The organism is Glutamicibacter sp. NPDC088483 (genome assembly GCF_044753145.1).
In the GTDB taxonomy this organism is placed as follows: domain Bacteria; phylum Actinomycetota; class Actinomycetes; order Actinomycetales; family Micrococcaceae; genus Glutamicibacter.
Map to the genome: position 1 here is coordinate 45,371 of NZ_JBIVMP010000006.1, position 13,977 is coordinate 59,347.

10 protein-coding genes are annotated in these 13,977 nt (G+C 60.4%); 4 read left to right on the forward strand and 6 right to left on the reverse strand.

Annotated features, from left to right (window positions below; genetic code table 11):
• Positions 1–34: 34 nt before the first annotated feature.
• The gene (locus ACIP6G_RS13375; RefSeq protein WP_105659072.1) at positions 35–850 is read right to left on the reverse strand and encodes a ParA family protein; all 816 of its coding nucleotides are present in this window, start codon (positions 848–850) and stop codon (positions 35–37) included.
• Between the two features lie 351 nt (positions 851–1,201).
• On the opposite strand from ACIP6G_RS13375, the gene ACIP6G_RS13380 reads away from it, so the two are divergent.
• Complete coding sequence (locus tag ACIP6G_RS13380) at positions 1,202–4,654, forward strand: pyruvate carboxylase (protein WP_400290639.1); 3,453 nt, start codon at positions 1,202–1,204, stop codon at positions 4,652–4,654.
• A 98-nt stretch (positions 4,655–4,752) separates the two neighbouring features.
• On the forward strand, positions 4,753–5,295 hold the full coding sequence (locus ACIP6G_RS13385; protein ID WP_105662560.1) for a hypothetical protein: 543 nt from the start codon (positions 4,753–4,755) through the stop codon (positions 5,293–5,295).
• Here ACIP6G_RS13385 and ACIP6G_RS13390 read toward each other — a convergent pair.
• The 3 genes from ACIP6G_RS13390 to ACIP6G_RS13400 form a co-directional block, all read right to left on the reverse strand.
• Positions 5,268–7,079 (reverse strand): AMP-dependent synthetase/ligase, encoded by a 1,812-nt coding sequence (locus ACIP6G_RS13390; protein WP_400290641.1) that lies wholly within the window; start codon positions 7,077–7,079, stop codon positions 5,268–5,270. The genes ACIP6G_RS13385 and ACIP6G_RS13390 overlap by 28 nt on opposite strands.
• Before the next feature lie 113 nt (positions 7,080–7,192).
• Positions 7,193–7,627 carry a hypothetical protein gene (locus ACIP6G_RS13395; protein ID WP_400290643.1) on the reverse strand — a complete coding sequence of 145 codons (435 nt, stop codon included), beginning with the start codon at positions 7,625–7,627 and terminating at the stop codon, positions 7,193–7,195.
• The gene (locus tag ACIP6G_RS13400) at positions 7,624–8,397 is read right to left on the reverse strand and encodes an alpha/beta hydrolase (RefSeq protein ID WP_400290645.1); all 774 of its coding nucleotides are present in this window, start codon (positions 8,395–8,397) and stop codon (positions 7,624–7,626) included. Before ACIP6G_RS13400 ends, ACIP6G_RS13395 begins: the two co-directional genes overlap by 4 nt.
• A gap of 135 nt (positions 8,398–8,532) precedes the next feature.
• On the opposite strand from ACIP6G_RS13400, the gene ACIP6G_RS13405 reads away from it, so the two are divergent.
• On the forward strand, positions 8,533–9,204 hold the full coding sequence (locus ACIP6G_RS13405; protein WP_400290647.1) for a lysophospholipid acyltransferase family protein: 672 nt from the start codon (positions 8,533–8,535) through the stop codon (positions 9,202–9,204).
• Between the two features lie 71 nt (positions 9,205–9,275).
• The gene (locus ACIP6G_RS13410; protein WP_400290990.1) at positions 9,276–10,679 is read left to right on the forward strand and encodes a class II 3-deoxy-7-phosphoheptulonate synthase; all 1,404 of its coding nucleotides are present in this window, start codon (positions 9,276–9,278) and stop codon (positions 10,677–10,679) included.
• 71 nt (positions 10,680–10,750) lie between these two features.
• On the opposite strand, the gene ACIP6G_RS13415 is transcribed toward ACIP6G_RS13410, so the two are convergent.
• A complete protein-coding gene (locus ACIP6G_RS13415) occupies positions 10,751–12,967 on the reverse strand; it encodes a PASTA domain-containing protein (protein ID WP_400290649.1) in 2,217 nt (738 codons plus the stop codon).
• A gap of 202 nt (positions 12,968–13,169) precedes the next feature.
• Positions 13,170–13,418 (reverse strand): WhiB family transcriptional regulator, encoded by a 249-nt coding sequence (locus ACIP6G_RS13420; protein ID WP_013348560.1) that lies wholly within the window; start codon positions 13,416–13,418, stop codon positions 13,170–13,172.
• Positions 13,419–13,977 lie beyond the last annotated feature (559 nt).

Here is a 13,977-nt window from a genome sequence, read left to right on the forward strand (position 1 = left end):
GGTCAATTGCTTAAGCTGCTATCCGTATCCGGGCCTAGGTGTTGTTCGGGCCTGCTGCGGACATGACTTCCTTGAGCAACGCGTCGAACTGCGCCAGCATCGGAGCGGTAGCTTTGGAAGGCCACTGGTGCACCGAGTACGCGGCACCTTGGATCTGCTGCCATTCCGGGTGTTCGGGAATCTCGGGCTTGACCATGGAGTCGCCGAACATCTGGCGCATTTCGCCCAAACGGAAGGTATGCTCCGCGGAGTCCTTGCGGACGCGGTTGGCGACAACACGTACCGGTCCCAGGGAAGGAGCGAATTCACGGCGGAAGAGTTCCAATGCGCGCTGGGTGCGCTCGGTGCCGGCCACGGAGAACAAGCTGGGTTCTGCCACTAGCACGAGCTGATCCGACGCGCTCCATGCCATGCGGGTCAAGCCGTTCAGCGATGGCGGGCAGTCGATGAGAACCAACTGGTAACCGCTGGTGCGGCTCAGAAGCTGGGAGAGGCGGCGTAGGTCGCGGGTCCGCAGATCTGGTCGATCGTAGATGCCGGTGAATGCGTCGCCAACGGCAACATCGAGCACTGGAATGCGGGTACGGGATTTCTTCTCTGCTGCCTTGGACTGCCAAGCGCTGGCGACAACCTGATCTTGCAGACGGGCGCGACGAGCGTTCTTGAGCATTTGCCCAATTGGCTGCTTCCCATTAGCACGGACTCCAAGGCCAGTGCTGGCATCCGCATGGGGATCCAGGTCAATGACGAGAGTCGGAATGCCGGCGGCAAGTGCTGCTGAAGCCAATCCGAGTGTCACGGAGGTTTTTCCTACGCCACCCTTGAGGCTGCTGATGCTCACTACGTGCACGGACCAGACCACGCCTTTCACTGTTCGTTAGTTTAAACGTCCCACCGAATTTTTAGTCTCTCATCATCATAGTGTGCCGAGCCGTGTTTCTCCGACTTTGCAACGTCAGTTTTTGCCATTAGGCACAAGTTAGTGATTAAAACTTCAAAGATCCAATTATTTCATGTGGTCTGACCACAGGACGAAATGTTTGGACGTTCTGGAGAATCCCCGTGTAGTGTGTTTCACAGAAGTGGCAAATGCTAGCTGCTTTTCGAGACCCGACACGCTGGGATGGCGGGCCTGCACCTGAGGGGAACAGTCCTGATTGTGCCGTTGAACCAGCGTGTACAGATTCGATGTAGGGACACTATGTTTGAAAAGATCTTGGTCGCCAACCGCGGTGAGATTGCGATTCGCGCTTTCCGCGCCGGCTACGAGCTGGGCGCAAAGACCGTTGCTGTCTACCCACATGAGGATCGCAATTCGATCCACCGCCAGAAGGCCGCAGAGGCCTACCAGATCGGCGAAGAGGGCCATCCGGTCCGCGCCTACCTGGATATCGACGAGATTATCCGCGTTGCCAAAGAAGCCGGCGCGGATGCAATCTACCCGGGCTACGGCTTCCTCTCGGAAAATCCTGACCTCGCACGAGCTGCCGAAGCAGCAGGCATCAAGTTCATCGGTCCAAAGGCGGACGTGCTTGAACTGGCCGGCAATAAGGTAGCGGCGCTGAAGGCTGCTCGCGAGGCAGGCATTCCGGTACTGGAATCCTCCGAGCCAAGCGATGATGTTGATTACCTGATTGCCGAGGCCGATCGCATCGGCTTCCCGATCTTCGTCAAGGCTGTAGCCGGCGGCGGCGGTCGCGGCATGCGCCGTGTCGACAAGCGCGAAGACCTGCCGGAGCTGATGGGCGCGGCAATGCGCGAAGCCGGCACCGCCTTCGGGGACCCCACCGTTTTCCTGGAACAAGCAGTGCTGCGTCCGCGCCACATCGAGGTGCAGATCCTCGCCGACGAGCAGGGCAACATTGTCCACCTGCATGAGCGCGACTGCTCGCTGCAGCGCCGCCACCAGAAGGTTGTCGAAATCGCTCCAGCACCGAATCTGGATGAATCGATTCGCCAGGCGCTGTTCCGGGACGCCGTGAAGTTCGCGCAGACTCTGGGCTACCAGAACGCAGGCACCGTCGAATTCCTCGTTGATACCGTGGGCGACCGCGCCGGGCAGCACGTATTCATTGAAATGAACCCGCGCATCCAGGTTGAGCACACGGTGACCGAAGAGGTTACCGACATCGACCTGGTGCAGGCGCAGATGCGCATCGCTGCTGGCGAGTCGCTGAAGGATCTGGAGATCAGCCAGGACACCATCCAGGTGCGTGGCTGGGCCTTGCAGTCCCGCATCACCACCGAAGATCCAGCCAATGGCTTCCGTCCGGATGTTGGAACCATTACCGTCTACCGCTCCGCCGGCGGCTCGGGTGTCCGCCTGGATGGCGGCACAATCTACACCGGCGCCGAGGTGTCCCCGCACTTCGACTCGATGCTGGTCAAGCTCACTTGTCGTGGCCGTGACTACCAGACGGCTGTGGCTCGCGCCCGCCGTGCGCTGGCCGAGTTCCGCGTGCGCGGTGTGGCCACCAACATCCCGTTCATCCAGAATGTGCTCAGTGATCCGCAGTTCCTGGCCGGTGATGTCGCTACCGACTTCATCGACTCCCGCCCGGATCTGCTCACCGGCAATGAATCCCAGGACCGCGGCACCAAGGCGCTGAACTTCCTGGCCCATGTCACGGTGAACCAGCCAAATGGCAGCCGTGTCGAGGGAATCGACCCGCGCAAGAAGCTTCCTGCTTTCCCGGGTGACAAGACCGACGAGCCAGAGCGTTCGCCATTCGATGGCCCCTCCAAGTCCGCCTTGCCGGCCGATGGCTGGCGCCAGAAGCTGCTGGATCTCGGTCCGGAAGGATTCGCCAAGGCCCTGCGCGAGTCGAAGGCGGTGGGCATCACCGATACCACCTTCCGCGATGCGCACCAGTCGCTGCTGGCCACCCGCGTCCGCACCCGCGACCTGCTCGCGGCAGCACCGGCCTACGCGCACAACGTCCCGCAGCTGTTCTCCATGGAAGTCTGGGGCGGTGCCACCTACGATGTGTCCCTGCGATTCCTGGGCGAAGATCCCTGGAAGCGCCTGGAGCTGCTGCGTGCGGAGCTGCCGAACATCCCGTTGCAGATGCTGCTGCGCGGCCGCAATACCGTGGGCTACACTCCATACCCAACCGAGGTCACCGACGCTTTCGTGAAGGAAGCCGCGTCCGCCGGCATCGACATCTTCCGCATCTTCGATGCGCTGAACGATGTTTCGCAGATGGCTCCGGCCATCAAGGCGGTACGCGACACCGGCACCGCAGTCGCCGAAGTGGCCCTGTGCTACACCGGCAACCTGCTGGATGCCAACGAGACGCTGTACACCCTGGACTACTACCTGGAGCTGGCACAGCAGATCGTCGACGCTGGCGCGCATATCCTCGCAATCAAGGACATGGCCGGCCTGCTGCGCCCAGCGGCAGCAACCAAGCTGGTCACGGCCCTGCGCGAACGCTTCGATCTTCCGGTGCACCTGCACACCCACGACACCTCCGGCGGGCAGCTGGCGACGTTGATGGCGGCCATCGACGCCGGTGTGGACGCCGTCGACGTGGCCAGCGCGGCCATGGCGGGCACCACCTCGCAGCCATCGGCCTCTGCACTGGTCGCAGCGCTGGAGTTCACCGAGCGTGATCCCGGCCTGTCACTGGATGCCGTGGCGTCGCTGGAACCGTACTGGGAAGCAGTGCGCGCCATGTACAAGCCATTCGAATCCGGACTGCCAGCGCCAACCGGCCGTGTCTACCAGCACGAGATTCCGGGCGGCCAGCTTTCGAACCTGCGCCAGCAGGCCATTGCATTGGGCCTGGGCGAGCGTTTCGAAGCCATCGAGTCGATGTACGCCTCGGTCAATGACATGCTCGGCAATGTGGTCAAGGTGACTCCATCGTCCAAGGTCGTCGGCGACCTGGCCTTGCAGCTGGTGGGTTCCGGAGTCCCAGCCGCGGACTTCGAAGCGAACCCGCAGAACTACGACATCCCGGATTCGGTCATCCAGTTCCTCTCGGGCGAGCTGGGCAACCCTCCAGGCGGTTGGCCGGAACCGTTCCGCACCAAGGCGCTGCAGGGACGCAATGTCAAGGCCCATGTCGAGGACCTCTCGGCAGAGGACCTGGCAGCGCTGCAGGCGGATTCGGACACGATTCGCGGTACCCTGAACCGGTTGCTCTTCGCTGGCCCAACCCGTGACTTCGAGAAGTCGGTGGAGAACTACGGCGATTTGTCCGTCCTGCACACCCGCGACTACCTCTACGGCCTGGTTCCCGGCTTCGAGCATGTCATTTCGCTGGGTACGGGTGTTCGATTGCTGGTCAGGCTGGTATCGGTATCGGAAGCCGATGAGAAGGGCCTGCGCACCGTCGTGGTCAACCTCAACGGCCAGTCCCGCCAGCTCAAGGTTCGCGACGAATCGGTAGAATCCACCGTGAAGTCCGCGCCGAAGGCCGATCCGAACAATAACGGCCACGTCGCTGCACCCTTCGCGGGAGCGGTGACTGTGAACGTCAAGGTCGGCGACCTGATCGAGGCCGGCCAGTCCGTGGCCACCATTGAAGCAATGAAGATGGAAGCTGGCATCACTGCCAACGCGGGTGGCGTGGTCAGCCAGGTAACCCTGAATGGCACCAGCCAGGTACAGGGTGGCGATCTGCTGCTGGTGATCGAACCCAAGTAGCATCCGCAGTACCCAGAGCACAGGGGCTCGTGACCAAGGTTGCGGGCCCCTGCGCTCTGTCAACTAATCGTGCGAACCACAAAGCAGAAGGAGCAGTGATGCGCCCAAGCAAGATGACGCCCGGGGCTGTGCCCGCCCGGCTGAGGCAGCAGGTTGCCGAGCTGGGATCCAAGGGCCAGCCGATCACGGTACTGGTCTTCACCCTCGACACGCATCTTCCGTTCTGCGAAATCGCAGAGCACTTGGCCGAGCAATTCGGTGAATTGGATTGCAAGGCCCAGGTGGCCACGGCCGGACCGCAGCGCGTGCAATCGGTGATGGACGGTAAATTCACCGGCACCAACGTGTTGGTGGTTGTGGGCGATACCAGTGCCGACTCGGAAGACCGGCTCATGGAATTGGTCGAATGGCTGCTGGCTAATGGCCGCAAGGACCTGGCTGGGAACCTGATCTACGCGGTGCTTGGCCACGAGCACCAGAATCACGCCACCCAGGCATTCAGCCGCGTGGTATTGCCGCGCAGCTACTATGCCCGAACACAGCAAAGCGGCCTCAAGTTGCCTTGGGCCGCTTCAGCTCGCGAATCGTGGGAGCTGGCTAATGCAGTGCTGGACTATGCTGTCGGCTTGGGCGCCGAGTAGATGCCTTCGATCACGGCCTCGTAGTCCTTGAGCACTACTGCACGCTTGATCTTCATCGAGGGAGTCAAATGACCGGTTTCCTCGGTGAAGTCAGCAGGCACAACGCGGAAGGACTTGATCGCCTCGGCCTTGGATACCGAGGTGTTGGCCTTGTCGATGACCGCCTGCACGGTTTCGAGCACCTTTGGATGGGTCGATAGCTCGTCCAGCGACAGGTTCTGGTCCATCTGGTGACGGGCCAGCCAACCTGGCAGGGCTTCTGGATCCAAGGTCACCAGGGCCGCAATGAACGAGCGGCCCTCGCCGATGACCACGCACTGGGAAACCAGCGCGTCGGCGCGGATCTGGTCCTCAAGCAGCGCAGGAACCACGTTCTTGCCGCTGGCGGTGACGATGATTTCCTTCTTGCGCCCGGTGATCCTCAGGAATCCGTCGGCGTCGAGTTCGCCGATATCCCCGGTGCGGAACCAGCCATCGGTGAAGGTCTCATCTTGCAGCTCTGGACGGTTGCGGTAGCCGCGCATCACGCAAATGCCCTTGGTGAGGATCTCTCCGTCCGCGGCGATGCGCACGGCGTTGCCCGGCAGCGGCTTGCCTACGGTGCCGATCTTGATCCGGTCCAGGGTGTTCACCGTGATCGGTGCGGTGGTTTCAGTCAGGCCGTAGCCTTCCAGAATGGTCACCCCGATGCCGTTGAAGAAGTGGCCCAGGCGCTCGCCCAGCGGACCTCCGCCGGAGACCGCATGGCGGATGTTGCCACCCATCGCGGTGCGCAGTTTCTGGTAGAGCAGGGCGTCGAAGAGCTTGTGCTTCAGGTTCAGCACCAGCGGAACCTTGCCCTCCTGCTTGGCGCGGGAGTATGCCACTGCAACGTCAACGCCGGCGTGGAAGATCTTGCCCTTGCCGCTATCTTCAGCCTTGAGCATGGCCGAGTTGTAGACCTTCTCGAAGACGCGTGGCACAGCGAGGATGAAGTTCGGCTTGAAGGACTGGAGGTCCTCGAGCAGGTGCTTGACATCGGGGGTGTGCCCGGTGCGGCAACCAGCGGCAATGTTGACTACCGAGATGAAGCGGGCGAAAACATGAGCCAGCGGCAGGAACATGATGGTCGATGCGCCCGGGTAAACGGCGCCAGGCAAGGTAGCCACAGCGTTCTCCGCCAGCTCCACGAAGTTGCCGTGGGTCAGCTCGCAGCCCTTGGGACGGCCGGTGGTGCCCGAGGTGTAGATGATCGTGGCGATGTCATCCAATGCTGCGCCCGAACGGCGGGCTTCGAGCAACTGGTCATCGACGTTCCGGCCATCTTCGGAGAGCTGTTCCAGCCCGCCATCGAACTGCCAGACGTGATCCAGTCCGTCGAGCTGTTCCTGATGGGCGGCGCGGCGCACCACGGCTTCCTGGGCGGCGGCCTCAACGACGACGGCCTTGGCACCGGAATCGGAAACGATCCAGGCAACCTGGCTAGGGGAGGAAGTTTCATAGACGGGGACGGTGACGCAGCCGGCGAACCAGATGGCGAAGTCAACCAGCGTCCACTCGTAGCGGGTCTTGGCCATCAGCGCGATGCGGTCGCCAGGTTCGATGCCATTGGCGATGAACCCCTTCGCAATAGCCCGGGCGTCGGCAGCGAACTGCGATGCCGTGACATCATTCCACGTTCCGTCGGTTCCCGGCTTTGAGAACAATGCCGGGTTGGCCGCTGAATTCGCGTGGCGTAATAGCAGATCTGTAATATTCGACTGCTGTGGCGAATGAATGCGAATTGGCGAGCTGTATTCGCGCATCTGGTCTTCAACTCCTGAAACTCTGTGTGACCCCATTAGCAATAGCGGGTAACCCGCATCACATATTTATTACTATAGAGTAACCTACCGTGTGGTGTACTCAAAGCCGTTTTCTATACTTGAGCCCCATCATCTCCCGGATCGCGTTCAGTGGGAAGACGTTTGAGCAAGTAGGCGATTCCGAGCAGGGCGGCGAGTGCCAGCCCGAAATAGATGAACACCGGAGCTGAGCGGAAAAACACCACACACAGCAGCAACCCAAGCGGACCGCCAGCGGCGCCAACCCAGGCGAGGTTCAGCATCGGATCACCCGAACCCAGCGCGGCGGGTTCTTCTGGAACGAACTCTTCCGGCGTCTGCTCAGCAACATAGTCGCGCGGTCCGCGAACCGCGGCAGGCCCGGTGTTGAAGAGCTTCGCCAGTTTCGCCGCGCGCTCGTCGGCGCTGGGTTCGCGGGGTGCCGAGGCATCAAGCTGACGGAAATTCTCGACTAGCTCATCCCACTGCGGATCATTCTGGTTTGAAGGATGGGCATCTTCCGGATTCATGCGCGCTCCTCCTTGCGCTTCCGTTCCGTGGCGGCCAGCTGCGCGAAGAAGCGAGCGGATTCGTGGAAAATCTGCTCCGCATCGTAGTCCAGGGTGGCTACGTGCTTGGAGTGCAAGAGCATGTGGTGCTCGGCCAGGGTGCCCGAGTTCAGGCCCTCGACCAGCTCGCGCACCGACTGGTCTGAAACTACGTTGTCAACGGTGGAACGGAAAAGCTGCACCGGGGCGTTCACCAGCTCCAAGCGCCGGCGGGTCTGGGCAAAGAGCGAACGGAGTTCGGCTACGGCTGCTACCGGGGTGCGCGGGTAGGCCCCTTCATCGACACCGCGCTTGGCGATGTCATTGCTGATAGGGGCAACGCTGCGCACTACATGCTTGAGCCAAGGAGTATAGGGGGACAAGGGGGAGTCCACGACCAGGCCCGGATTGACCAGCGAAACACCGGCTACATTGCGGCGGGTCGCCAGATGCAGGGCCAGGGCGCCACCCATGGAAAGGCCAGCGGCGAATACCTGCTCGTGCGTGCGCGAGAGCCTGTCAAAAGCCGCTTCGGTAGCGTGGATCCACTGGCCATAACCTCGACCGACCATGTCCTGCCATTGCGTTCCGTGCCCGGGCAAAAGGGGAATGTCCGTGTCGAATCCGGCCTGCTCCAAGGAATCCGCCCATGGCTGCATGGAAACAGCGGAGCCGGTAAAACCGTGGATCAAAAGTACTGCACATGGACGTTTGCGCTCGTCCAGCGGAGTATTGCCTGCATCAAGTTTCATCGTGAACCCTCCGGATTTCTGCCTTCACCTTCGAGCGTAGTGCACAATTGAAGGGTGCGGAGTGCGCTTCGACCAGTAAGGTCGCGGTTTCTCTTCCCGCGTAGCTGGTCAACTAGAAGAAGGAATTTTCCCGCTGTGCTGTACGACTTCCTCAAGCGTTTCGCTGTCCGGCCGCTAATACGAATTTTCTTCCGCGTCAAGATCCAGGGCATCGGCAATGTGCCTGAAACCGGTGCGGCGATCTTGGCTTCCAACCACCTGTCGGTGAGCGACTCGGTGTTCCTCCCAGCGGCGCTGGATCGTACCGTGATTTTCCTGGCCAAGGACGAGTACTTCAACGGCAAGGGCATCAAGGGCCGGATCACCGCGTGGTTCTTCCGCAATATCAACCAGCTGCCCATGGACCGTTCAGGCGGGCAGAAATCGGCTGCTTCGCTGGCCAGTGCCAAGAACGCACTGGCGCAGGGCCAGGTGCTGGGCATCTATCCGGAAGGCACCCGTTCACCGGATGGACGGTTGTACCGGGCCAAGCTCGGCGTCGCAAAGCTCGCCCTGGAAACCGGTGCCCCGGTGATACCAATTGCAATGATTGGCACCGACAAGGTCCAGCCCATCGGCCAAAGCCTTCCGCATCCGGGCCGGATCGGGATCAAGATCGGCAAGCCGCTGACCTTCGAGCACCTGAACGGCAGGTCCGCGAATCCTGAAACGCTTCGCGCTTGCGCCGACGAAATCCGCAAGGCAATCAATGTCCTGTCGGGTCAGAGCTACGTCGACATCTATGCTCCACGCAAACCAAAGACGTAGCAGGCCGCTATGCGCAGTGTTACGGCGACTTGTTACATTCGTCGCGGTCCTTTGAGCTGATGCCACGTAGAATGGGCAAGGTGAGCGAAGAAAACCGAACCCCATTGCCAGGCTCCTCCGTAGCCGGCCCCGCCACCGATCCGCAACTAGATTTGTGGCGTGAATTGCCAATTGCCCAGCAGCCGACTTGGCGTGAGCACAAGGACTATCAGTCCTCCATCAACGAATTGGGTTCGCGTCCGCCACTGGTATTTGCCGGCGAAGTCGACGTACTGCGCGAACGCTTGGCCGCAGCAGCCCAGGGCAAGGCCTTCTTGCTGCAGGGCGGCGACTGCGCCGAAACCTTTGCCGATGCAACCGCCGACAAGATCTCCTCGCGAGTTCGCACCATCTTGCAGATGGCTGTGGTACTGACCTATGGCGCTTCGATGCCGGTAATCAAGATGGGACGCATGGCTGGCCAGTTCGCCAAGCCGCGCTCCTCGAATGACGAAACCCGAGATGGTGTAACTTTGCCGGCATTCCGCGGCGACATCGTCAACGGCTTCGACTTCACACCCGATTCCCGTGCCCACGATCCGAAGCGCATGGTGCAGGCCTACAACACCTCATCGGCCACGCTGAACCTGATCCGCGCGTTCACCCAGGGCGGCTTCGCAGACCTGCGCAGCGTGCACTCGTGGAACAGCGGATTCATGGCCAACCCGGCGCACTCCGCCTACGAGCAGCTGGCCGGCGAGATCGACTCGGCCATCCGCTTCATGGATGCCTGCGGTGCAGACTTCGAGGCACTTAAGCGCACCGAGTTCTTCGCCTCCCATGAAGCACTGCTGCTGGACTACGAGCGTGCGTTGACGCGTACCGATTCGCGGACCGGCCTGCCGTACGACACCTCCGGCCACTTCCTGTGGATCGGTGAACGAACCCGTCAGCTGGACCACGCACATGTGGACTTCCTCTCGCGCGTGCGCAACCCAATCGGCGTGAAGCTGGGCCCGAACTCGGATCCGGAAGATGTCCTCGCGCTGATCGAAAAGCTCGATCCGAACCGCGAACCAGGACGCCTGACCTTCATCACCCGCATGGGTGCGAAGAACATCCGCGAGAAGCTGCCAAACCTGATCGAAAAGGTCACGGCCTCCGGCGCCCAGGTGCTGTGGGTTACGGACCCAATGCACGGCAACACGGTCACCAGCCAGAACGGCTACAAGACCCGCAACTTCGACGATGTCATGGACGAAGTCCGCGGCTTCTTCGAAGTGCACGACGCGCTGGGCACCTTCCCAGGCGGCCTGCATGTGGAGATGACCGGCGACGATGTGGCTGAGTGCCTCGGCGGAGCGGATCCGATCCGCGAGGAAGACTTCGACTCGCTGTACGAGTCGCTGTGCGACCCGCGCCTGAACCACCGCCAGTCCCTGGAGATGGCCTTCCTGGTCTCCTCGGCGCTGCAGAGCCGCAGCCGAAACCGCTAGCAGCTAGAGAATAATCCGGTTCCCGACAGCGGGAACCGGATTATTTTTATGCCTGGGGAACGGCACAGGCCTCAGAAGGCGTATATCCTGATCTCGCTACCGCGCACGGCTTGCTGGTGCAATGGAGACTGCATGCGAACGGTCTGGCTGAAACCGCCAAAGACATTGTGCGTCCTCACGGAAAAGCCGGCGGCTTCCAGTGCAGAGATTGCTTCCTCGACGCCCAGGCCGAGCACGGATGGGATCTGGACGTATTCTGGTCCTTGCGAGAGATTCACTGTCACGGTGCTGCCGTACGCAACGGTGCCCTGGGCCGGGTCCTGTACGGCGACTAGGCCTTTTTCTGTCGTCGTGGAATGGACGGATTCACCGGTTTCCAGCTTCAAGCCCATGGACTCAAGCTTTTCCTTGGCCGCATCCTTGCTAAGACCAATGACCGCAGGAACACGAACCGGGGCATGTCCCTTGGAAACAGTGAGGGTGATGATGTTCTTCCGCGGCAATTCCTTGCCGGCGGCAGGGGAGGAACTGATAATCTCGCCCTTAGTCACCGATTCCGAGTAGGCCTCGGCTTCCTGGACATCTTCGAAACCGATTTCATCGAGCAACTTGGTGGCCTGATCCAGGGTTTTCCCGGTGAAATCCGGAACTGCAAAAAGCTGAGGGCCTTGCGAAACGATCAGATCGATTCCCTGGAACTTCATGATGTTCTCGCCGGTCCCCGGCTGCGAGTCGACCACCCTGCCGATGGCAATCTCATCGTTGTAGGTCGTGCCTACCCGAACTGGAACACCTTGGCCATCCATTTGCGCGACTGCCTGCGATTGAAGCATGCCGGTCAATGACGGGATGCGGATGACGGTTCCGGGGCCGCGGCCGAAGAACCATCCGGCACCTGCGACCAGAGCCACAATGAGGATCCACATCACGGTGATGACGAACTTCTGCGTACCCGAGCGAGGCTGACGCAACCGGTGGGTGGGTACCTGTGCTTCCTTGCGCCACTTTCTTGCAGCCTGCTTCTGCGCACGCTTTTGGCCACGTACCGACAGAGGTGCTTCGGAATCGGCGTCATTCTCGTGGGCCGGTTCCAGATCGCGGCCGCGGGTGTACACCGACGTTGCGGCTATGCCAGAATCAGCGGCAAGATCAGTGGGACGAGGCTGGGCCAGTGTGGCTTGTACATCGCGAAGATCCAAGACTTCGGTGGCGTCAACCGCGGCAATGACGGTTGTCTGGTCAGGATCGGCGGGGGCATCATCGATAACGTAGCTGGCCTCGTGCTGAGCAGTATTCCGCTTCAGCCATACCTGTTCACGCTCATCTTCGCGCTCGCGTTGCATCGCATCAAGACGCTGCTGCAGCGTAGTGGGCATCTGCGCCATAGTTTGCGGGGTGAGATCTTCAATCCCGCCGAGGTCCTCGGCGCCCAGGTCCAGTTGCGCATCGTTGAGCGTTGAGCGGATCTGGATGATCTCCTCCAGCAGCAGCGAAGCATCCTGCGGGCGCTTCTCTGGATCCTTCTCGGTGCACCATCGAACCAACTCATCGAGATCTTCGGCCAATCCCGGAACCAAGTCCGAGGGCATGGGCATGGGGGAGTCCAGATGATGCTTCATTAATGCAGCGGCATTGGTCTCGGTATACGGTGCTTGTCCAGTCAGCATCTGGTAGATCATGATGCCCAGTGCGTAGATGTCGCTGCGCGAATCGGCTGGTGCCCCTGAAACTAGTTCGGGGGAGACATGGGACAGCGTGGCGACGAGCGTGGCTGACTGGGTATGGGCGCTGGCAGCACGGGCCAAGCCGAAGTCGGAAACTTTCACTTCGCCGGTATCGGAGAGCAGCACATTTGCCGGTTTCATATCCCGGTGGATGATTCCCTCGCTGTGCGCGGCGCTGAGACCGTGGCAAATTTGTTCAAGGACGCTTAGCGCCTGACGCGGAGTAAAGCGGCCGCGTTCTTCAATGACCTGTTCGAGGTTCCGTCCTCGAACATACTCCATCACGAGGTACACCAGATTATCGCTCACGTTGTGATCGCGGATGGAGACCACATTCGGATGAGTGATATTCGCAGCGATGACAGCTTCGGATTCGAATCGCTCACGCACTGTATGCTCGCTGGAGAAGTTGTCGTTCAGGATCTTCACGACAACCGCTCGATGCAGGCGCTTGTCCATGCTGCGGTAGATGCGTGACATGCCACCCAGGGCAAGCAGATGGTCCAGTCGGTATCGACCATCCAGCGTCTTGCCCAGGTTGGGGTCGGTCAGGGCCGGGCTCATTTTGCGGTCGCACCTGCCTGAACGGTGCACGCGAAGCGGGCCAGAGTCACTAACGGATCCTTTCGAACATGAATACTACTTTTAATGTACCTAGCTGAGCTGACAATTTGTCGCTTAAACTCGAAATCCGCCAGTGGTGTTTACCTCTGGCGGATTTCGTATAGCGTCTCGGGTTGCGAGAATTACCTCGAGCGCAGCTTAATTAGGAAGCGCGGCGAGCTCGTGCTGCACGACGCTTCAAGGCACGACGCTCATCTTCGCTCATGCCACCCCAGACGCCTGCATCCTGGCCGGACTCAATAGCCCACTGCAGGCAGGTTTCGGTTACTTCACATCGACGGCAGACGCTCTTGGCCTCTTCGATCTGCAACAGGGCCGGACCGGTGTTTCCCACTGGGAAAAACAGTTCCGGGTCCTTTTCCAGACACGCCGCGCGGCTACGCCAATCCATGCTTATTGATGCTCCTTGAAATCTGAGAGGGTGTGAAACACCAACGACAATCAACACACAGGCAAAAAATAACTAGGAGTGAAATGAAATCCTGGTTGCCTAGCGGTTAACATCTGGCGTCTCGAAAGGTCGGAGAAGTCCATTCGGGCACTTCGTTTAACCGACCACATAAGGTTTTCATGTAACGCGGAAGTAAACAAGAGTCACGGTAGCGAAATGTTGCTGAATGCCTGAGTGCTTTCTCACATGGCATTTGGCACTAGGATCCGCTAGTTATCAGAGGTGTGGCGCGAGCAACAGCAAAAGTCAATTGTTGCGGTTTGAGTTCCTGCAGAAGGTCAACGAAAATTGTTGATGTGAGCAACGAAAATGCAATCTCGTCCCGCCCAACCAGTGTTTTCGTGGTTGCCGCGCTTGTCCTAATTGAGGCCCTGGCTGTTCTGGCGTACGCCGTCAGCTACATGTTGAACCTCGACACCAACGGAAGAGTCAATATGGGCGGGCAGTTATTCATGCTGGCCCTGTGCTTGCTTCTTGCCGTTTGGCAAGGCTCGGTAGC

Coding starts and splice junctions, on each gene's coding strand:
- ACIP6G_RS13420 (WP_013348560.1), bottom strand. CDS start 13,418: ATGGATTGGCGTAGCCGCGCGGCGTGTCTGGAAAAGGACCCGGAACTG.
- ACIP6G_RS13390 (WP_400290641.1), bottom strand. CDS start 7,079: ATGCGCGAATACAGCTCGCCAATTCGCATTCATTCGCCACAGCAGTCG.
- ACIP6G_RS13400 (WP_400290645.1), bottom strand. CDS start 8,397: ATGAAACTTGATGCAGGCAATACTCCGCTGGACGAGCGCAAACGTCCA.
- ACIP6G_RS13380 (WP_400290639.1), top strand. CDS start 1,202: ATGTTTGAAAAGATCTTGGTCGCCAACCGCGGTGAGATTGCGATTCGC.
- ACIP6G_RS13385 (WP_105662560.1), top strand. CDS start 4,753: ATGCGCCCAAGCAAGATGACGCCCGGGGCTGTGCCCGCCCGGCTGAGG.
- ACIP6G_RS13410 (WP_400290990.1), top strand. CDS start 9,276: ATGGGCAAGGTGAGCGAAGAAAACCGAACCCCATTGCCAGGCTCCTCC.
- ACIP6G_RS13395 (WP_400290643.1), bottom strand. CDS start 7,627: ATGAATCCGGAAGATGCCCATCCTTCAAACCAGAATGATCCGCAGTGG.
- ACIP6G_RS13415 (WP_400290649.1), bottom strand. CDS start 12,967: ATGAGCCCGGCCCTGACCGACCCCAACCTGGGCAAGACGCTGGATGGT.